Origin of the sequence: Bradyrhizobium sp. (assembly GCF_035309285.1) — a bacterium.
Classification (GTDB): domain Bacteria; phylum Pseudomonadota; class Alphaproteobacteria; order Rhizobiales; family Xanthobacteraceae; genus Bradyrhizobium.
In genome coordinates this window covers 1-19,798 of record NZ_DATGFH010000097.1, presented here as the reverse complement: position 1 = coordinate 19,798, position 19,798 = coordinate 1, and the positions used below count along the sequence as shown (strand labels likewise).

General features: G+C 62.5%; 20 protein-coding genes and 1 tRNA gene. 11 read left to right on the top strand and 10 right to left on the bottom strand.

From position 1 onward, the window contains the following. Positions 1 to 47 precede the first annotated feature (47 nt). Positions 48 to 2,504, bottom strand: coding sequence for a PAS domain-containing hybrid sensor histidine kinase/response regulator (locus VKR55_RS19395; RefSeq protein ID WP_324405751.1), 2,457 nt, complete (start codon positions 2,502 to 2,504; stop codon positions 48 to 50). Positions 2,505 to 2,729: 225 nt separating this feature from the next. On the opposite strand from VKR55_RS19395, the gene VKR55_RS19390 reads away from it, so the two are divergent. The 4 genes from VKR55_RS19390 to VKR55_RS19375 all read left to right on the top strand — a co-directional run bounded on the left by VKR55_RS19390 (position 2,730) and on the right by VKR55_RS19375 (position 6,355). Further along, positions 2,730 to 2,936, top strand: a complete 207-nt coding sequence (locus VKR55_RS19390) for a hypothetical protein (RefSeq protein WP_324405749.1) — start codon at positions 2,730 to 2,732, stop codon at positions 2,934 to 2,936. Between the two features lie 125 nt (positions 2,937 to 3,061). Then, positions 3,062 to 5,077, top strand: coding sequence for an acetyl/propionyl/methylcrotonyl-CoA carboxylase subunit alpha (locus VKR55_RS19385; RefSeq protein WP_324405748.1), 2,016 nt, complete (start codon positions 3,062 to 3,064; stop codon positions 5,075 to 5,077). Positions 5,078 to 5,175: 98 nt separating this feature from the next. Then, positions 5,176 to 6,039, top strand: coding sequence for an isocitrate lyase/PEP mutase family protein (locus VKR55_RS19380; RefSeq protein WP_324405747.1), 864 nt, complete (start codon positions 5,176 to 5,178; stop codon positions 6,037 to 6,039). Between the two features lie 10 nt (positions 6,040 to 6,049). Then, positions 6,050 to 6,355 (top strand): acylphosphatase, encoded by a 306-nt coding sequence (locus tag VKR55_RS19375; protein WP_324405745.1) that lies wholly within the window; start codon positions 6,050 to 6,052, stop codon positions 6,353 to 6,355. 67 nt (positions 6,356 to 6,422) lie between these two features. Here VKR55_RS19375 and VKR55_RS19370 read toward each other — a convergent pair whose 3' ends face one another. Beyond that, on the bottom strand, positions 6,423 to 7,940 hold the full coding sequence (locus tag VKR55_RS19370) for a PAS domain-containing sensor histidine kinase (protein WP_324405743.1): 1,518 nt from the start codon (positions 7,938 to 7,940) through the stop codon (positions 6,423 to 6,425). A gap of 49 nt (positions 7,941 to 7,989) precedes the next feature. Continuing rightward, positions 7,990 to 8,736, bottom strand: a complete 747-nt coding sequence (lipB, locus tag VKR55_RS19365) for a lipoyl(octanoyl) transferase LipB (protein ID WP_324405741.1) — start codon at positions 8,734 to 8,736, stop codon at positions 7,990 to 7,992. 61 nt (positions 8,737 to 8,797) lie between these two features. Here lipB and VKR55_RS19360 point away from each other — a divergent pair, with 61 nt between their 5' ends. The 4 genes from VKR55_RS19360 (at position 8,798) to VKR55_RS19345 (ending at position 11,078) form a co-directional block, all read left to right on the top strand. Next, a complete protein-coding gene (locus VKR55_RS19360; protein WP_324405739.1) occupies positions 8,798 to 9,040 on the top strand; it encodes a FliM/FliN family flagellar motor switch protein in 243 nt (80 codons plus the stop codon). Between the two features lie 142 nt (positions 9,041 to 9,182). Next, a tRNA-Leu gene (locus VKR55_RS19355) sits at positions 9,183 to 9,267 on the top strand. A gap of 139 nt (positions 9,268 to 9,406) precedes the next feature. Beyond that, positions 9,407 to 10,756: a DUF6538 domain-containing protein gene (locus VKR55_RS19350; RefSeq protein WP_324405738.1), complete on the top strand. Its 1,350-nt coding sequence runs from the start codon at positions 9,407 to 9,409 to the stop codon at positions 10,754 to 10,756. A gap of 4 nt (positions 10,757 to 10,760) precedes the next feature. Then, entirely contained in the window at positions 10,761 to 11,078 is a 318-nt protein-coding gene (locus VKR55_RS19345) for a hypothetical protein (RefSeq protein WP_324405737.1), read from the top strand. Positions 11,079 to 11,218: 140 nt separating this feature from the next. On the opposite strand, the gene VKR55_RS19340 is transcribed toward VKR55_RS19345, so the two are convergent. The 3 genes from VKR55_RS19340 to VKR55_RS19330 all read right to left on the bottom strand — a co-directional run bounded on the left by VKR55_RS19340 (position 11,219) and on the right by VKR55_RS19330 (position 13,127). Then, the gene (locus VKR55_RS19340; protein WP_324405736.1) at positions 11,219 to 12,529 is read right to left on the bottom strand and encodes a DUF2130 domain-containing protein; all 1,311 of its coding nucleotides are present in this window, start codon (positions 12,527 to 12,529) and stop codon (positions 11,219 to 11,221) included. A gap of 97 nt (positions 12,530 to 12,626) precedes the next feature. Further along, positions 12,627 to 12,923 carry a hypothetical protein gene (locus tag VKR55_RS19335; protein ID WP_324405735.1) on the bottom strand — a complete coding sequence of 99 codons (297 nt, stop codon included), beginning with the start codon at positions 12,921 to 12,923 and terminating at the stop codon, positions 12,627 to 12,629. A gap of 15 nt (positions 12,924 to 12,938) precedes the next feature. Further along, positions 12,939 to 13,127, bottom strand: a complete 189-nt coding sequence (locus VKR55_RS19330; protein WP_324405734.1) for a hypothetical protein — start codon at positions 13,125 to 13,127, stop codon at positions 12,939 to 12,941. A gap of 115 nt (positions 13,128 to 13,242) precedes the next feature. On the opposite strand from VKR55_RS19330, the gene VKR55_RS19325 reads away from it, so the two are divergent. Then, the gene (locus VKR55_RS19325; protein ID WP_324405733.1) at positions 13,243 to 13,734 is read left to right on the top strand and encodes a hypothetical protein; all 492 of its coding nucleotides are present in this window, start codon (positions 13,243 to 13,245) and stop codon (positions 13,732 to 13,734) included. Positions 13,735 to 13,942: 208 nt separating this feature from the next. After that, positions 13,943 to 14,131, top strand: a complete 189-nt coding sequence (locus tag VKR55_RS19320) for a hypothetical protein (protein ID WP_324405732.1) — start codon at positions 13,943 to 13,945, stop codon at positions 14,129 to 14,131. 182 nt (positions 14,132 to 14,313) lie between these two features. Here the strand turns inward: VKR55_RS19320 and VKR55_RS19315 are convergent, their stop codons facing one another. Continuing rightward, a complete protein-coding gene (locus tag VKR55_RS19315; RefSeq protein ID WP_324405731.1) occupies positions 14,314 to 14,853 on the bottom strand; it encodes a hypothetical protein in 540 nt (179 codons plus the stop codon). 246 nt (positions 14,854 to 15,099) lie between these two features. Between VKR55_RS19315 and VKR55_RS19310 the strand changes: the two genes are divergently transcribed. Beyond that, on the top strand, positions 15,100 to 16,500 hold the full coding sequence (locus VKR55_RS19310) for an MFS transporter (protein WP_324405730.1): 1,401 nt from the start codon (positions 15,100 to 15,102) through the stop codon (positions 16,498 to 16,500). Between the two features lie 248 nt (positions 16,501 to 16,748). Here VKR55_RS19310 and VKR55_RS19305 read toward each other — a convergent pair whose 3' ends face one another. From VKR55_RS19305 to VKR55_RS19295, 3 genes are read right to left on the bottom strand one after another with little or no spacing between them, the layout of a single operon-like run. Next, positions 16,749 to 17,753, bottom strand: coding sequence for a site-specific integrase (locus tag VKR55_RS19305; protein ID WP_324405729.1), 1,005 nt, complete (start codon positions 17,751 to 17,753; stop codon positions 16,749 to 16,751). Beyond that, positions 17,750 to 18,718 carry a tyrosine-type recombinase/integrase gene (locus tag VKR55_RS19300; RefSeq protein ID WP_324405727.1) on the bottom strand — a complete coding sequence of 323 codons (969 nt, stop codon included), beginning with the start codon at positions 18,716 to 18,718 and terminating at the stop codon, positions 17,750 to 17,752. Before VKR55_RS19300 ends, VKR55_RS19305 begins: the two co-directional genes overlap by 4 nt. Continuing rightward, positions 18,715 to 19,632 carry a tyrosine-type recombinase/integrase gene (locus tag VKR55_RS19295; RefSeq protein WP_324405725.1) on the bottom strand — a complete coding sequence of 306 codons (918 nt, stop codon included), beginning with the start codon at positions 19,630 to 19,632 and terminating at the stop codon, positions 18,715 to 18,717. Before VKR55_RS19295 ends, VKR55_RS19300 begins: the two co-directional genes overlap by 4 nt. Positions 19,633 to 19,798: the final 166 nt, after the last annotated feature.

Genomic DNA, 19,798 nt, shown 5'->3' with positions numbered 1-19,798 from the left:
CGGGCCGATCGCGATCGCGGCGCATGCGGAGCCACTGAGTGGGAGCGTCAGTGCGCGATCGGCGCCTTTTCGGTGATCGCCTTGCGCAGGATGCGCGACAGCGATTCAACCGAATACGGCTTCTGGATCAGCTCGAAGCCGTGATGGGCATTCTCGGCGAGCACGTTGCTGTAGCCGGAGGTGAGCACCACGGGCAGGCCCGGATAGCGGTCGCGGATGATGCGCGCGAGCTCGACGCCGTTCATGCCGGGCATGATCACGTCGGAGAACACGAGGTCCACCGCGAACTCGTCGTCGGAGAGAATCCCGAGCGCCGCGCCGGCTTCCGCGACGCGACGGACCGTGTAGCCGAGGTCCTCCAAAAGTTCGGTCGAGAACGTGCCGACCTCGTCATTGTCCTCCACCAGGAGGACACGATAGCCGCGGCCGGTGATGGCCGGCTCGCTCTTGATGGCGCCGGCTTCGGCGCCGCTTGCGGGCGCGGGGGCCTGCGGCAGGTAGATGGTGAAGGTCGCACCATGCCCGGGCATGCTTCGGACCGCGATATCGCCGCCGGATTGCTTGGCAAAGCCGAAAGCCTGGCTCAAGCCGAGGCCTGTGCCCTTGCCGACCTCCTTGGTGGTGAAGAACGGCTCGAAGATGGCGTCCAGGTTTTCAGGCGCGATGCCGATACCGTCGTCAGTGACGGAGACCGCGATGAAGTCGCCGCCGCGCGCAGGCTGCGCCCGCAGCGGCGGAATCGCGCCGACCTTGCGGACGGCGATCTTCAGCCTGCCTTCGTCCTCCATCGCGTCGCGGGCGTTGATGGCGAGATTGATCAGCGCGGTCTCGAACTGGCCGATATCGGCGGTGGTGTAGGCGTTGAGCTCGCCGATCTCGATCTCGATCTGGATCCGGCCGCCGACGAGGGGACGAACGAGCTGCGCCACATTCTCGACCTGCGTGCCGACATTGAAGATCTCCGGCTTCAGCGGCTGGCGGCGGGCGAAGGCTAGGAGCTGGGCAGTCAGCTTGGAGGCACGTTCGACGGTCTCGGAAATCGCGTTGACATAGCGCTGGCGGCGCTGTTCCGGCAGCTCGCGCCGGCGCAGGAAGTCGGTCGCCGAACGGATGATGGTCAACAGGTTGTTGAAGTCGTGCGCCACGCCGCCGGTCAACTGCCCGACGGCTTCCATCTTCTGCGACTGGCGCAGCGCTTCCTCGCCCTGACGACGCTCCGTGACGTCGACCGCTTCGGGCACGGCGCCTGTGACCGCGCCGTCGCGGTCGAACAGCGGCCGCATCGCGAAGTCGAAAAAGCGGTCGCCGCAGGGCAGGTCGAGCCGCATCTCAAGACGGACCTCCTCGCCCTTGAGCACCGCGTTGAAGGCGTCATGAACGGCGTCGGCAATGCCCGCGGTCGCGGCGAACCATGGCGTTTCCCAGAACAACGCGCCGATCACCTCGCTGGCCTCGGCGCGAATACCGGACAATGACGTCGAGTTGGCATAGAGCACGTTGCCGTCCGCGTTGAGCAGCCATTGATATTGGTGGCTGGTCTCGAAGATCGCGCGCATCTGCGCTTCATTCGATTCGAGCTGCGCGGTACGGTCGCGGATGCGCCGCTCCAGCGTCTCGTTGAGTTTTCGGAGCGCGATCTCCGCCTCCTTGGCGGCGGTGATGTCGTGGGCGATGCCGATGAAGCCGACATGCTTGCCCATCGCATCCCATCGCGGCTGCGATTCGGAGCGGAGCCAGCGCCATTCGCCGTCGGCGCGGCGGTAGCGCGCCTCCAGCACGAAGGGCTTCAGCGAGGCTTCGCCGCTCATCTGCTGTTGCAGGATGCGCGGCAAATCGTCGGGATGAAGCGCCTTGCGCCAGTCGAACACGACGGCCTCCTCGAACGGCAGCCCAAGAAAATCGAGGTAGGCCTGGTTGACGAAGGAGCGCGTGCGGTCGAGCTTGGTCACCCACATGGGAACTGGCGCGCTGTCCGCGATCAGGCGGAAGCGCTCCTCGCTCTCGCGCAAGGTTTCCTGCGCCAGCATCTGTTCGGTGACGTCGAGATCGGCACCGATCAGGCGCAATGCGCGACCGCTCGTGTCGCGCTCGATCTTGGCGACGACGCGGATCCAGCGATGCTCGCCGTCGTTGGGCCGGATGATGCGGTATTCCGCTGTATAGTCCGCGCTATCGCTCTTCAGCACTTTGAACAGGTGCCTGATCGTGCGTTCGCGATCCTCCGGATGGATGCGGGCGACCCAGTCGCTATAGGTTTCGTTGGCGGCCTCGGGCGGCAGCCCATGGATGAGCAGATATTCGGGGGAGCGGCGGTTTTTGACGCCGTCGCGGAAATCGATCTCGAGCCCGCCGACGCGGGCGATGCGCTGGATTCGCGCGAGCTCCGTTTCGCGTTCGGTGAGCGCGCGATGCGCCCTGTCGCGCTCGTGCGCAATCTTCTCCAGGTGCCGCCGGAGGTTTTCAGCGGCGGCCGTCTCGGGAAGCGTATCGTTCGAGCCGGTCATCGGTCGTTGGATCCCGGATCAGAGTGTCACACAGGAAGCGGGCCTTGGCTATCGGACACCCTTTGCGGCGAGGAATTGCCGCGGTCGGGGTGCCAACCCGGCCGGCAAGGGGCGGCGCAGCCATGTAGTAAAAGCCGCACGCCCACCGAAAGAGGCAGATGTCGGGTTGATTTCCGAGAACATAAAGAGAACAATGGCCCGGTGTACCGCCAAAGGCACGAACCCATGCCTGCCAGTCCGCAACCTGATCCGCTCGAGAGCGAACTGGAAGCCGCAATCGAGTCCGCGATCGCCGCTTGTGACGGTGATCTGCGGGCGACGATCCGCGCGCTGATCGTGGCCAATCATTTTCTGGAATCCGAGGTGGGCGAGCTCATGAAGGCGGTCTCGCACGCCTATGCCCGCGGGCGGTTTCAGACCTATTCCGGCTGAGGCAGGTGGGCGGCGATCATGACAGGTTGCCAGCGGCCCATTTTGCTGTAGACGCAATTGTGACGTCCGCTCCTGCATGTCAGATTGCAGGATGAGGAACCCGCCCAAAGGTCATACACGACAAGATGTTCAAGAAAATTCTGATCGCGAACCGCGGCGAGATCGCTTGCCGGGTGATCAAGACGGCCCGCCGTATGGGGATTGCGACGGTAGCGGTGTATTCCGAGGCCGATCGCGACGCGCTTCACGTCGAGATGGCCGATGAAGCGGTGCCGATCGGGCCGCCTGCTGCGGCCGAGAGCTATCTGCTGATCGATCGAATCGTCAATGCCTGCAAGAAGACCGGCGCGGAAGCGGTGCATCCCGGCTACGGCTTTCTGTCCGAGCGCGAGGCTTTTCCGCGCGCGCTGAAGGCGGCCGGAATCGTCTTCATCGGGCCCAATCCCGACGCCATCGCCGCGATGGGCGACAAGATCGAATCCAAGAAGGCGGCGGCGAAAGCCAAGGTCTCCACCGTCCCCGGCCATCTCGGCGTCATCGGCGACGACAAGCATGCGGTGAAGATCGCAGACGAGATCGGCTACCCCGTGATGATCAAGGCTTCCGCCGGCGGCGGCGGCAAGGGCATGCGGATCGCGAACTCGAAGGCGGAAGTGGCCGAAGGCTTCAATCTTGCGAAAGCCGAAGCCAAGTCCTCCTTCGGCGACGACCGTGTCTTCATCGAGAAATTCATCGTTGATCCCCGGCACATCGAGATCCAGGTGCTGGGCGACAAGCATGGCAACGTGATCCATCTCGGCGAGCGCGAATGCTCGATCCAGCGCCGCAATCAGAAGGTGATCGAGGAGGCGCCATCGCCGCTCCTGGATGAGACGACCCGCCGCAAGATGGGCGAGCAGGCGGTCGCGCTGGCGAAAGCCGTGCACTACGACTCTGCCGGCACGGTGGAATTCGTTGCCGGCCAGGACAAGAGCTTCTATTTCCTCGAGATGAACACGCGGCTGCAGGTCGAGCATCCCGTCACCGAGCTCGTCACCGGCATCGATCTCGTCGAGCAGATGATCCGCGTCGCCGCCGGCGAGAAGCTGCAGCTTTCGCAAAAGGACATCGCGCTGACGGGATGGGCGGTCGAATCGCGCGTCTACGCCGAGGATCCGTTCCGCAATTTCCTGCCTTCGATCGGGCGGCTGGTGAAATACCGCCCGCCGCAGGAGAGCTCTGCCGACGGCATCACCGTGCGCAACGACACCGGCGTGCAGGAGGGCGGGGAGATTTCGATCTTCTACGACCCGATGATCGCAAAGCTCGTCACCCATGGTCCGTCGCGCACGGCAGCGATCGAGGCGCAATCGACGGCGCTCGATGCGTTCTACGTCGACGGCATCCGCCACAATATCCCGTTCCTCTCGGCGCTCATGAACCATCCGCGCTGGCGCGAAGGAAAGCTCTCCACCGGCTTCATCGCCGAAGAGTTTCCCAAGGGATTCTCGGCGCCGGCGCCGCAGGGCGAGATCGCGCGCAGGCTCGCCGCCGTCGGAGCTGCGGTCGATCATGTGCTCGGCGAGCGCAAGCGGCAGATTTCGGGCCAGATGAACGGACGCCCGGTGAGGCGCGAGACCCGCCGCGCGGTGTGGCTCAACCGCGACGAGATCGTCCTCGACATCGCCCGCGAGGACGGCGGGATTGCCGTGCGCTTCGTCGGCGCCGACGGTACGGTGGGCAAGCCGCATCTGTTGAAATCGTCATGGGCGCCGGGCGAGCCGGTCTGGCAGGGCACGATCGACGGCGCGGCGATTGCCGTGCAGGCGCGGCCGATCGCCAACGGCATCCGCCTTGCGCATCAGGGCGTCGAGGTGCCGGTCTATGTCTTCACCGAAACCGAAGCGGCGTCTGCGCGCATCATGCCGGTCGTGACAGCATCCGACACCGGCAAGAAGCTGCTCTGCCCGATGCCGGGCCTCGTGGTCTCGATTGCGGTCAGCGAAGGACAGGAGGTCAAGGCCGGCGAGACGCTCGCGGTGGTCGAAGCGATGAAGATGCAGAACGTGCTGCGCGCCGAGCGCGACGGCACCGTGAAGAAGATTCACGCCGCCCCGGGCGCGACGCTGGCGGTGGACGCGCTGATTTTGGAGTTTGCTTGAAGCCGTCATTCCGGGATGGTCCGAAGGACCAGACCCGGAATCTCGAGATTCCGGGTTCGGTGCTACGCACCGCCCCGGAATGACAATTGGGGAATGCCATGGCCTTTCGTCAACGCCGAGAGAAACTGCGCGCCATCCTGTCGGGCGCACGCTGCATTCGACCGGGATCGGTCTACGACGCGATCTCGATCCGTATCGCCGAGGACCTCGGCTTCGAGGTCGGCATGTTCGGCGGATCGATCGCCTCGCTCGCCGTGCTCGGCGATCCCGACATCGCGCTGATCACCTTGACCGAGCTCGCCGAGCAGATGCGGCGGATGTCGCGCGCAGCTCACCTGCCGGTGCTGGTCGATGCCGATCATGGCTATGGCAACGCGCTCAATGTCCGCCGCACAGTGCAGGAGCTGGAAGCCGCAGGCTGCGGCGGCCTCACCATCGAGGACACGCTCTTGCCGCAGGCTTTTGGCGAGAAGAAAACGCAATTGATCTCGCTGGAGGAGGGCATCGGCAAGATGAAGGCCGCAGTCAGTGGCCGCAGCGATCCGGCGCTGGTGATCCTGGCACGCACCGGCGCCGCGACGGTCACCACGCTCGGCGACGCCATCGAGCGCGCGCGGGCCTATGAGGCGACCGGCGTCGACGGGCTGTTCTTCACCGGCATCAAGTCGCGCGACGAAGTCGAGGCGATCTCGGCAGCGACACGGCTGCCGATCGTGCTCGGCGGCGCGCCGGAGGAGATGATCGATCTCGACTGGCTCCGCGACAAGCGCGTCCGTATCGCGCTGCAGGGACACGCGCCGATCGCGGCCGCCACGCTAGCGGTCCACGAGACGCTTCAAGCATTGCGTCAGGGAACGCCGCCCAAGCAGTTGAAAGGTTTGGCTTCCAGCGAGCTCACCGGCCGCGTCACGCGCGAGGCGGAAACCAGGGCGCGGATCGCGGCGTTTCTAGGCCTGACATGAGCAAAGCGAAATGAGCAAACCGCGCGCCATTCTCCTTGTGACGATCCGCGGCCGGGTGCAGGGCGTGGGCTACCGCGCCTGGGTCGAATACCAGGCGGTCGCGAGCCATTTGGAGGGGTGGGTGCGCAACCGCCGCGACGGCAGCGTCGAAGCGCTGTTTGCAGGTCCACCGAAGGCTGTGGCCGAAATGGTCGCGCTGTGCCGTCACGGCCCTCCCTCGGCGCGGGTCGAGGCCGTGCTCAACGAGACCGCGCGGGCCGACCAGCTCGATCTGCGGCAGGCGGGCGAGGCGTTTTCGGTGCTGCCCACGGTCTAGCTAGAGGACCGTCACAACGCACAGCGGCAGGCCGACACGGGCCTTCGTTGATACCCGCGAGGCGACCTCAGTGCGTCAGCTTCGCGATCGCCCGGCTGAGCTGATGGATCTCGTAGGGCTTTCGCAGGACAGGAAAGTCATCGTGCACGCCCGCGGCGGCATCGCTGTAACCGGTTGCGAGCAGGATCGGCAGCTCGGGGCGCATTTTGCGCAGGCGGCGGGCGAGGGTGAGGCCATCAATCTTGCCGGGCATGACGATGTCGGAGAAAACGAGATCGACGTTGTCGCGCTCGATCTCGCGTAGTGCCGCGTCGGCGTCGGTCACGCGGTGAACGGTGTAGCCGAGCTGCTCCAGGAGGCTCGCGCTCACCGACGCGACATCGGGATTGTCTTCCACCAGGAGCACGGTGCCGCTGCCGCCGATCTCAGTCGCGGCGGCTCTGTTGGCGACCAAGTCGATCTGGTCGCGCGGCAGCAGGATCGTCACCGTCGTGCCCTTGCCCAGCTCGCTTTGAACCTTCACCGTTCCGCCCGCCTGATAGGCGAAGCCGTGGACCTGCGACAATCCAAGCCCGGTGCCCTTGCCGACCGGCTTGGTCGTGAAGAAGGGATCGAAGATCTTGCCGAGCACGTCGGGCGGGATGCCCTGGCCGGAATCTTCCACGCTGATCTCCACAAAGTCGGGTGTGTCCGGCTGATCGGCAGGGATGTTTCGCGCCGAGATGACGATCGTGCCGCCGCCCGGCATGGCGTCACGGGCGTTGATGACGAGATTGACGAGCGCGGTCTCGAGCTCCAAAACATCGGCCGTGATCGGCCAGAGTCCCTCTTCAAAGTCGAACGCCAGCCGTATCGCGCTGCCAACGCCGGTATCGAGCACCTCGCGAACGGCCTCGATCCGCTCCGCGACATTGATCGGTTGCGGATAGACGCTCTGCCTTCGGGCGAAGGTCAGGAGCTGGCTGGTCAGCGCCGCGCCGCGTTTGGTCGCTTTCTCGATCGCGGAGATCGCGCGCTGCGCCTTGGGCTCGCTCGCTGCGCTCTTCTTCAGGAAGTGCAGGCTGCCGGAGATGATCATCAGGATATTGTTGAAGTCGTGCGCCACGCCGCCGGTGAGTTGGCCGAGCGCATCGAGCTTCTGGGCCTCCGCCAGATGCTTCTGCATCTGCTCGAGCTTGAGCTGCGCTTCGCGGCGCTCGGTGATATCGCGGGTGATCTTGGCAAAGCCGACCAGCCTTCCGTTCTCATAGATCGGATCGACGACGACGCTGGCCCAGAAGAACGTGCCGTCCTTGCGGACGCGCCAGCCTTCCTCCTCGTAACGGCCCTGTTCCCGCGCGATCCGCAGCGTGCGCGATGGCTTGCCGTTGGCGCGGTCGGTCTCGGTGTAGAAGCAGGAGAAATGCCGGCCGAGGATTTCTTCGGCGGAATAGCCCTTGATGCGCTGGCCGCCGCTGTTCCAGCTTGTCACGACCCCGGTCGGATCGAGCATGAGGAGCGCATAATCGGCAACGTTTTCGACAAGCAGCCGGAAGCTTCGCTCGCTCTCGAACAGGTCTCTTTGCTGCGGCTTTCTTGCGACCATTTCGACCCCGGCGGTTCCAACGTGCTCTTACCGGCTTTGTTCCTCGCCCTCAGCCGTCCATTGGGAGAGTCCAGGTCACTGTGTCCGGCAGGTGGGCCAAGGTAGGCCCGAAAATCTCCTCAAATGCCCGCCGCAGCGCGATATCGACCTCGGCAAGGCCGATCGGGTGGCCGAGATCGACGAGCGAGGTCACCCCATAACGGGGATCGGCGACCCCGCAAGGCACGATCGCCGAGAAATGGCCGAGATCGGGCTCGACGTTGATGGCAATGCCATGGAACGACACCCAGCGCTTCAGCCGCACACCGATGGCGGCGATCTTGTCCTCGAAGCCCAAGCCTTTGTCCGGCCGCTTCACCCAGACCCCGACGCGGTCCTCGCGTCGTTCGCCGCGCACATTGAAGGCCGAAAGTGTCCGGATGATCCATTCCTCAAGCGCTGCGACATAGGCGCGAACATCGGGCCGCCGCCGCTTCAGGTCGAGCATGACATAGGCGACGCGCTGGCCGGGGCCATGATAGGTGAGCTGGCCGCCGCGTCCGGTGGCAAACAGCGGAAAACGCGGCTCGAGCAGGTCGTGCGCCTTGCCCGAGGTACCGGAGGTGTAGAGCGGAGGATGCTCCAGGAGCCACACGAGTTCCGCCGCGCGGCCGTCGGCGATCGCGGCGGCGTGCGCCTCCATGGCGGCGACGGCCGCCGGGTAATCAACCACCCCGTCGGAAATCCGCCACTCCGCGGGTCCGCCGCCGGCTGCGGCGAAGGTTGTCAGGTCGAGGTTTTGGCGGGCATTAACCATTGGATAACCATAACGTGGTGATCTCTAAGCGAGAAATTTAGTCCCGTTCGGCGGTGTCCAAGTGCCTACCCTCGATAAAGTCACCGTCGATCTCATGGTGGTCCTCGGGACCACGACGATGCCCGTCCACCAGGTGATGCGGCTGTCCCGGGGCGCCATTATCGAATTGGACGCCACCGAGGCCGACGAGGTCAAGGTGCTCGCCAACAACCTGCCGATTGCCTCCGGCGTGGTGCTGGTCGACCGCAGCCGCATCGCGGTCGAGGTCAAGCAGATGCTGCCGAAATTGCCGGGAAGCCGCTGAAACGCGGCGGCCTCGCCCTGGCGCTAAAAAAGCCGCTGCAAACCCCGGATTTCCGTTGCTCGCGGCTCTTGTCCCCCCAGACTCGATTTGTTACATCGGCGCCGTTGATCCGGCCCGATCCCGCTGGCCGGCTGAAACCATCGCGCTCGTGGCGGAATTGGTAGACGCGCTGCCTTGAGGTGGCAGTGAGTAACATCGTGGGGGTTCGAGTCCCTCCGAGCGCACCAAAAATCGCCTCCAATGTCATTCATAACCATCTGAAATACAACGAGAAGCCAAAAATATCTGCTGGCCGCGCACTCGACTTTGGCTAAAAGTGTGATACATAACGGGATACATTATGTGATACATGCCGGAGACGAGACGGTGGTACGGCAACGGCAGCAGGACCGCTTTTTGCTCCTGCGCGATGGACTCTATTACTACTGGAGACGTGTTCCGAAGTCGGTCGAGCACCTGGACGATCGTGCGCCGTTTATCCGTCACTCGCTCAAAACAGACGATCTCGCCGAGGCTCGCGCGAAGCGGGATCTGCTTGAGCAAGCGGACCGCGCGTTTTGGGGGGCGTTGCTCACCGACGGCGACAACGCGAAGGCGCTCTCCGCCTATCAGGTGGCGAGGGCCCGCGCCGAGGCCCTCGGATTCACATACAAGCCAGCCAATGAGGTCGCGAATCTTCCGTTCGAGGATATCCTGCGACGGATGACGGCGATCAGCGACGTCCGGACCCCAGTGGCGGTCGAGACAGCGATACTCGGTGGCGTCGAGCAGCCGAAGATCAAAGTGTCTGATGTGTTCGACGTTTTCTGCGACGAGATCAGGGCGGCCGAGCTTGCCGGCAAAAGCGAGAAGCAAAGGGAGCAATGGAAGAAGGTCAAGAAGCTCGCGGTGACATCGTTCATCGTGGTCGTTGGCGATCTGGCGATGATCGACATCACGCGAGACCACGCCAGGCAATTCTATCAACACTGGGTCAAACGCCTCGCCCCAACAGACGGCAGTAAAAAGCGATCCGCCTCCTTGGGCAAACGCCGTATGGGTGACATGAGGATTCTCTACGAGGAATACTTCAAGCACCTCGGAGACATCGACAGGCAAAATCCGTTCGATGGCCTGACCTTTAGTGAAAAATTCAAGCGATCGCGGCCGCCTTTCCCCATCGAGTGGGTGCGTGACAAGATATTCAAACCGGGCACACTCGCCGGCATGAACGCTGAAGCGCGCGGCATCGTGTTGGTGCTCAGCGAAACCGGTGCGCGGGGCGGGGAGATTTGCAATCTACATAAAGACGTCATCAAGCTCAGGGACGCGGTTCCGCACATCCTTGTCGAACCGAGGCTTGACCCCGAAGATCCGCGCGAGATCAAGACCGTGTCGTCGATCAGGCGCATACCGCTCGTCGGCGTTGCGCTCGAAGTCATGAAGAAATTCCCAAATGGATTCCCGAGCTACAAGGAGAACGAGAATAATTTCTCGAGTGCGGCCGGAAAGTATTTCCGTGAGAACAAACTTTTCCCGACGAAGAAGCACGTCATCTATTCGCTCCGCCATACCTTTGAGGACCGCATGAAGGAGGCCAGGATTGACGAAGAGCTCCGCAGCATCCTGATGGGTCACACCGTCGATAGACCAAAATACGGGTCGGGAGGTTCGCTGAAGCTCTATCAGGAAGAGATGATGAAGATCGTCTTTCCGTTCGATCCAGCTATCATTTGAGGCGTTGGCGAGCGCGCTCCATTCGCGCTTCCTTGGCCCTGAGTTCTTCGAGTTTAGCCTCGAGGCGTTCAAATATCGGCAGGTACATAGCGCCGCGTTTGCCGGCGCGGTCGATCGCGAGCGCGAGCCTGTCCAGATGTTTCTCCAAAACCTCAACACTCACCTCGATGCGAGGCGTCTTACTGTGATGTGCTCGATGGCACCGTCGCATGGGGGACAGGTTGAGATGACTTATCCCCCATTCAACGCAGCCTTCGCATCGGTAAAAAAGGGCTCGATCAGTCCGATCGCGCAATCGGTCGTAATCGCGCGCAAATACTGAAAACGAGATCGCCAGTGCCGTCAAAGCTTACAGGCGCTCGCGTTACTTATCCGAGCAGCGCCATGAATTATTGCGGAGACGCGTCAGAACGTGCGGCCGCGCTCTCGCCGAGCAGCTCGATCAACCAGAGTTGCCGAACATCATGAAGCCTGTCGCTCAGGCAAGGCCGAGCTCTCCAGCAGTGGCATGTCAAGACTGGGAATCTCGGGCATTGCCTTGCCCGCAATTGCCCGGAGATCTCCGACCAGGCCGACGGTCGACTCGATCACGGAGGCAATCTGCGTTTCGCGCTTGGCCCACTGCCGTCCCATGAACTTGCGCTCCTTGTCGAGATCTTCGCGCATGTCGTTGAATTTCTCGACCACGGCTTCCACGCGTTGGCGGAATTTCATACCGGTCAGATAGTGGTAGACCTGCTCCATCTTGGTCTGCTGCCCGTGCTGGACCAGACGCAAGCTGTTGACCTCGATCAGGGTCTGGCGGAGCGCGATGGCCATTGGGATCGCGCAACGCGGGTGCGTGACCCACACGCCGTCGATCAAATCGAAATGCTGGACATGCTTTGGCAGTGCCTGCGAGATGATCAGCGCGACATCGGCGCCACATCGGCGCTGGTCATCGCGGAGCTTGGCCAGCCAACCGTCGCTCCAGGCTTTCGTTCGCTTCGACTCCCAGAGAATAATACCGGCTGCTTGACCCACCGCCCCGTTGACCTGCTGAACGACGTCTGCGCCCAGCTCGCCTTTGCCGACCGGCTCGATGATATCGGTGGGGAAGCGCCCACGAAGAAGTTCCTCCAGCTCAAGCTCGAGGACCTCTCCCTGGGATTGTTGAGAGCCTTGCTCGGCCTTGCGCTTCAGCTCCTCGATCGTCCGCGCCATCGACTCGATGGTTTGATCCTTCTCCAGCACGCGCAGTCGGGCCGCCTCGTCAGCCTCTTTCTTGGCCCTGGCCTGGATGTCGACGACGGACGCCTGAACTCGCTTTTCGATAGTGAGGTCTAGCTCGCGCTTCTCCTCATCCAGAGTGCGTTGCCTTCGCAATAGCTCGGCTTGAGCCTGCTGGGCTTCCGCCAGCTTGGCGTTGTTCGCCTCGAGGATTCCCCGCAGTTCGGCGGCTTCCGCCGCGTTGGCGTGCAGCTCAGCCGCCACAGCTTCCTTTGCCTTCTTTGCCTCAGTCGCGACAAGTTGGGCGCGCTCCGCTTCCAGACGATGCCTAACTCGCTCTTCAACCTGCTGGCGCGCCAAAGTCAGTTCCTGTTGCTCTTTGCGCAGTGCATCGGTTTGGCGAGCAACCTCGGCATCCTTCTGTGCCAGTTGCTCTTGAAATTGCCGCCGACTTTTGTCGAGCAGCGGAGCGGCGAGGGATTCGGTCAGCTTGATTTCGTGATTGCAATTGGGGCAATGCAGAATGGGCTCATGTGCGCCGGCCGTGATGACGTCGATCCTCATGAACCCTCCGATAAATCTTGCGACCTATCTTGCGATTAACCCGATTCAGGCAGTTTCGCGAACGCTCAGATGCCGAGGCATCCTGATTTCCACTGAATTACGATAGGCTGGCAGACGACGTTTGCTCGAACGAGCGCAACATGATGCCATCAAGGATCTTCGTCGCGCTGGCTTTGACCTTCCGTGCGGCATTCTCCGGCATCGGTGGCAATCGATAGGTTGCGATCAGCTCGGAGAGCTCCTCGTGAACGTCCAAGCGCAAGCCGCGCGGATCATCCGCCATTTCCGACACCACCTGAAACAGCATCATCAGCATGAACTGGATTGCCATGTCGGCGCCCATCTGCATGGCCTGGTCATCCGTCACGAACGAGTGCCGGTTCTGATGTTTCATGGATCCCTCCACAGCCTAGCCCGCATAGGTCCGAAACCGTCCGCGCATGAAGGCGTGCGAGACGGATTTATTGAGATTCCGGTTCTCGACGATCAGCGCGCGAACCGCCGCACGCAAGTCGCCGTTGCTGGCGGCTACGACCTCGGCCACCGCGACCTCCAGCCCGTCATCATCCTCTGTCTCGGGTTGTAGAGCGGCGGACATGGCGGGTTCCGTGTTGACCTGACGTGCCGTATGTTCCTATTTTGTTCTTATGGAGTCAAGCCGCCGTTTTCCGCCGCCGTGGACCCTGATCCGGGAGAATTCCGAGCGTTACATCGTGCAAGACGCCAATGGCGTTACCGTCGCCTGGCTGTTCTGTCGCGACGGCTCCAGCCGCTACAGCTTCGGCGCCCCCACGCTTACCGCCGACGAGGCGCGACGGATCGGACAGGCCATCGCCCGCATCCCCGAACTCCTGATGCCGCGCAAGGGATTCCATCCTCGTGGCGGCGGTCCTCGCTGGCGCACCGACCGCCCGTATCACGTCGCGATCGAGGACAATTTTCTGCGCGAGAACTGGTTCGAGATCGACGCGCTCTGCAAGCTCAACAGCCTGCCGTTCAACGCCACCGGCGAGACTATCCGCGGCGACGGCACCTGGCGCGTCTACGAGTTCACCTGGCAGATGGACGCGATCCTGTTCTGGGACCGCTTCAAGGGACGCTGGCTGCGCGGCTCGGAATTCCACTATCCCGAACGGCCCGCCGATCTACCGGAGCTGAAGCCGCTCACCAACTGGCCGAAATTCAACCCGCGCGACACGCGGTGAGCCACGACGTGGTGACCGCGAGATCTGCATGCACCGCGCTGATGCTGCTCTTTGCCAGCCGTGTCAGCATTTGCCAGCAACCTTTCCGGCAGGCCCGGCATCGTCGATGGCGACACGCCAGCAATCGATGGCATCCGCATGAACCCTCTTGCCGGCGGAGCCGGACTCACAGTAGCCATTCTGCCACAACGCAGTCTTGGACATCGGCATGGCTCCTCGCTCCAACGAACTTCCATCAACCGGCTTCGCTCTCGAGATTGATGGGCGAATTAAGACCGAGTTTGACAACAGGGAAGGCGCCGAGAGCGGCGCCGTCGCGTTGAAGCGTCGTTTTCCGGGCTTGCAGGTTCGCGTTTATGACGCCAGCACGAAATCCCGGCACGAGGTGAAGGTCTGACAATCTCGGTGCCCATCACTTGTCAGCCAATCGCACCGACAATAGATGCCGCCCCGGCTCATCAAATCCGTGGCCGCGTTCACGAGGCATCATAGGGCGGCGTCCGCACGTGGTCGCATGTTGACGGTCGGCCGCACTTGCCAGCTTTCGCACGCCCGAAGCGCGAGCGCTCATTTCGTCGCTCAAAGCTTTCCGCTAACGCTTACGCTCGCGCCTGTTTTTGCGCGCTGATCCCGCCGAAACCGCGAGACATGCGGTTTGCAGCTTGCGCCGATGCAGTTCGCTGCCTTTCTATCATCGCAAAGAACGCGATGAGGCCCGGCGTCGAACATGTGTGAAATTCTCGAAGCCCGGTTTAGCGTCGCGACGATGCCTGGACGTCCACACGGCTCGGCAATCCTTTCCGCGGAAAGTGCGAGATGTTCGAATGTACCGTCGTTTCGTGCCTGCACGCGCGTGGCCGTCATCGGGCAGGGCGTGCCATGAAGCGAAAAATCTGCGTCTATGTCAGCGAGGATCTTGTTTCGCGATTGGCAGTCGCCGCCGAGCACCGCGGCGCCACCAAATCCGGGCTCGTCGGCGCCGCGCTCGATCGCTTCCTCGATACAGCGGACGAGCGCGACGACCAGCCCGGCGTGGACCAGCGCCTGGCCCAGATGGGTCGGCAGCTCGATCACGTGGCGCGCGAATTGCGATTGGTCAACGAAACGGTCGCGATGCATGCGCGCTATCATCTCACGGTCACGCCGCCGCTGCCCGACACCGCGCAGCCGGCCGCCTGCCGACTTGGCGCGGCGCGCTTCGAGGAATTCGCCGCGCAGGTCGGACGACGCGTCGAGGAGGGGCGCCCGCTGATACGCGAGACGCTTGAGCGGCTCGGCACGACAGGTGCCACGCGGCCGTCTCCCGAAAGCCAGGGTCCGGCAAGCGCGCCGGCAGGGTATCCCGCGGAAGCGACTTGCGAGGCGATGAGCAGCCCGTCCGGGGCCGCCGATCAATACCCGGTTGAAGAGGCGGAGATTGCGCAGACGGCGAAGCTGCAACCCGAGGATGACGCACTGCAGCCGGTCAAAGCCGGGGCGTCAAACCTAACGCTCATCCTCCGCGTCTTCCTGCCCTTCGCATTCGGCTACTACCTGTCGTACTTGTTTCGCACAATCAGCGCGCTGACCGCAGAGCCGCTGACAGCCGAATTCGGGTTGACGCCGTCCAGTCTCGGCCTGCTCACGTCGGCCTATTTTCTCACCTTCGCCGCCGCCCAGATCCCGATTGGCGTTTTCCTCGACCGCTATGGCCCTCGCCAGGTCCAGGCCGTGCTGCTGGTGATAGCAGCCGGCGGTGCGGCGCTGTTTGGCGCATCCGATGGCTTCCTGTCCCTGCTCGCCGGCCGCGCGCTGATCGGGCTCGGCGTTGCCGCCGCCCTGGCTGCCGGCTTGAAAGCGACCGTGCTGTGGTTTCCAAAGGAGCGCGTTGCGCTCGTCAATGGCTGGATGGTCATGCTTGGCGCGCTGGGCGCCGTCACTGCCACGGCGCCGTCCGAATGGCTATTGGCCTCTATTGGTTGGCGCGGATTGTTCGAATGGCTTGCCGCGGCGACCGCGGTTGCGGCCGGCACCGTCTATCTCTTAGTCCCTGAAGCACCGCCGTCGCCTTCAGCAAACAACAGCCGCCCTTTCGCCGGACTTCGAGAAATCTACGCAGATTCACGCTTCTGGCGATTGGCGCCACTTTCTGCGACCACGATCGGACCCGCCTGGGCGCTCCAGGGACTGTGGGCCGCGCCCTGGCTCGCCGACGTCGAAGGACTAGACCGCGCCGCGCTCGTCAACCATCTGCTGGCCATGGCCGTGGCGCTCAGTATCGGTGCTGTCTTGCTTGGAGCACTGGCCACCCGCCTGCGCCGGCGCAACGTTGAGCCGCAGGCCGTTGTCGGGGTTGTTGCGGCACTGTTCATGACGGTGCAGACCGCGCTGATCCTGCGATGGCCGCTGCCATCCTACGTCCTGTGGTGCCTGATCGCCGCTGCAGGCGCGGTGACGGTGTTGAGCTACGCGATTCTGGCTAACCATTTCCCAAAGGAATTGGCAGGTCGTGCCAATGCCGCATTGAATGTCATTCATATCGGCGGGGCATTCGCACTTCAGGAGTTGATTGGCATTGTCATCGAGCGCTGGCCCGAAGGCACTCACCACCCGATGATCGCCTATCAGGTCGCATTCGGCATCGACCTCGCGCTCCAGCTCGTCGCCTGGATCTGGTTCATGTGGCCGCGCGCTCGGCCGATCGCCATCCCTTCGGGGCGCCGCTATTCGGTCGACGCGATGCTGCCTCAAGTCATGGCCGTCGAGGCCGGTCACGTCCACTCTTGAGTGATGCGTATGGAGAGACACACTTAAAGTGTCGCGCCACGTTGCATCGACACCGGCTATCGATCGCGCCTACTCAGTTGGGCGTCTCCCTTCGGGACCGGGCTGTCGGCTACGCTGAAACCCGGCCTTGCCGGGTTTTCCCCCTTCGGGCGTTCTTATGCCGAGTGCTCGATTATGCCGAGCACCCGGCTTTATCGCGTCGGTTCGCTTAAGGAGTCGAGCAGTTTGGCACGCGTGACTCGGCATAATCACAGGGTAGCGAGAAACGCCATGAGCCTGTCCGTGGGTCTGTAGCGAGAGAATCTCCCGGGTACAGGATCGAGCCTTTCGAGAGCCTTTTCTTTGGAAGCCAAATCGGCGGTTATGTAGATGTTCGTCGTCTGGATGCTCTCGTGACCGAGCCACAAAGCGATGACCGCAAGATCGACCCCCGACTGGAGCAGATGCATCGCGGTGCTATGGCGGATGACGTGTGGCGACACCGACTTGTTCGCTAAACTTGAACAGGACGCCGTCGCTTTGATGACAGCTCGGCGTAGAATGTAGTCGGCTCCATCGCGTGACAGTGGCTGGCTCCGAGCGCTTGGAAAGATGATTGCATCCGGCGCATCGTCGATCTCGCGAAGCCATCCACGCAAAACGCGAGCTGTTTCGTCCCAGAGCGGGATGACGCGCTCCTTCCGGCCCTTTCCCAACAGCTGGATATTTGCGTGGCCGGCATCGAGATACAGCTGACGGCGTCGTAACCCAATGATCTCGGAGATTCTGGCCCCTGTGTTGTAGAGAGCCAGGAGCAACGCGTGATCGCGTCGACCCGACCATGTGCTGCAGTCTGGAGCAGCGATCAACGCCTTCACCTCGGCGCGGCTAAGGAAACCGACGAGCTTCTTTTCAAACCTCTTGTTTGGGATCGCCATGATCCGAGTTGCCATTCCCAAACAACTTGGGTCGTGGAGGGACACGAAGCGAAAGAAGCCTCGAAAGGCTGCAAGCCTGGCGTTGCGAGAACGGACGCTGCAGCGACGGTTGCGTTCGACATGGTTCAGGAACGCGAGGATGGCATCGGCATCGATCTTGGCAACGGGAAGGGCCGTCGGCGCGATCCCGGTCGTATCCTGCATAAACTGCAACAGGAGGCGGAAGGTGTCTCGGTAAGAAGCCACTGTTCGAGGGCTGGCATGTTTGTGCACAGCCAAGTGCTCGGCGAAGAATCGCTGAAGGTGCGGACCAACAAGAGTGACAGGTGCACTCATCCCTCGCCTCCCGCCGAACGATCGAGTGTAAAGCGCGCTCCTGCTGCTCTCAGGAGGTCTGGCGTGGCGGAGAGATACCAGTAGGAGCTTTCTGGCCCAACATGACCAAGATAGACCGCCAGCGTTGGCAGTAGCGATTGCACGTCCAAACCCGCGCTGTGCCACTCGCACAAGCGCCGCACTGCAAACGTATGGCGAAACGAGGTGAGACAGGGGCGGCGATCATGCGGGTTCGCCGGCTCGATCCCAACGCTCTGGCATAGACTCGTGAACCAACGTCCAAGATCGTGGACGTCGAGCGGACGGCCATCCCGATTGACGAACAGTCGATCGCCCCAAGTATCACGCTCGTGGGTACGTCGTTCCTCAAAATAACCGCTTAGGGCCGCAACAACAGTCGCATGGATCGGCACAATCCTCGATTTATGGAGCTTCGTTTGCAGGATTTGAAGGTGGGGGTGGGCATCGGCGAGGCGCACGTCGGCAATGGTCAAACGACACGCTTCGCCTACGCGGACCCCGGTGCTTCCGAGCAAACCAAGCATTGTTGACAGCACGATTGGTCGAAACGGTACGTGCGAGTTTGGCTGTCTCGCCGAATTTATCAGAGTCGTCATCTCGTCATCGGAGAACACATACGGCCGCCGCCGCCGACCTGCGGCGATGACGCGCGAGCCCGGCACTTCTGTTCCCGGAATGATCGCAGCCAGATAATTAAGAAAGCCGCGAACGAGGATAAGCCGATCGCCTCGCCCCCTGATGCCGCACGTCGCAGGCGCGTGATCCCATGCCCAGGAGACCGCAGTAGCCGCTCGAATTGGAGACCCATCGGTCGCGCCGATGTTCTTGGCGTAAGCGATGAAATCTCGTAGCCCACGCCCATGTCTCGTGTTTGTCAGGCCGACAGCCTTGCGGATCGCTAGATAGTCATCGACATGTCGCTCGAATTCCAGCGGACCGGTCATCGCGCACCTCCGATCCATGGCATCGAGACGCGCGATAGTGTGGGAAGGTCGAGCTTGGCGTAGATGGCAGTGGTTTGGAGGCGTTGGTGGCCTAGCAGGTCGGCAACCTCGCTGAAGCTTGCACCGCCGTTGATCAATCGGCTCGCTGCCGTATGGCGGAGCATATGGGCGCCGCTAAGCCGACCGAGCGGTATCCCAGCGCGCCTCAGGTTGCGCTTGACGATCTGGGTGATCGCAGTGGTATTACTGAGACGGCTGGGCGGATTGTTGACGCCTATGAACAAGCCGCGACCCGACCCAGAGGGGCGCTCCTGTTCAATATACGCTGCAAGCGCCGTCCCCACATCCTGAGGTAAGGGCAACGCCCTCTCGCGGTGTGACTTGCGAATGCGGGTACGAATGACACCGGCTCGCCAATCGATGTCGTCGATCTCCATTGCAATGATCTCGGCGCAGCGCAACCCCAACTGCACGGCCAGGAGCAGTATTGCCCGATCGCGGCACGGCGCTTTGCTGGTCATAACCGCGTCGAGTAAGCGCGAAATGTCGTCGGCTGATAGGCGCCGCGGTAAGCTCGCATGCGCCGCCAGCCGCGTCCTCGGAATCGCGCGATCGAGCCCGCTTGGTACGATGCCGCGCCAAGCCAGAAACCGTAGGAATGACCGAACCGCAGTCACCGGCACTCCGCGGCCACACCCCTTCTTCGATGCCGCTTCCTCGCAGATGAAGCCAATGATCTGCTGAACCGACGGCGTGGCCCATTGGGCAGTGTCATCAAAACAGGCGGCAACGAACCGGCGTACGACGCGCCAGTATCGTATCCGCGTCGCTGCCGCCACACCGGCGACGTCACGCAAGTAGCAATCATAGCTGTGCAACCATGAGTTGGCGTCGTTCTCGAATTGGAAATGCATTGTTGTTCTCTCCCGTGGCCAGGATGGCCAACCGGGAAAGCTCTTAGATTATTCGAGAAAGGCCCTGGATTATCCCGAGTCGTGCACAGGAAATTGCTCCATTCACCGAACGAATCGACGCGATAAAGCCGGGTGCTCGGCATAATCGAGCACTCGGCATAAGGAA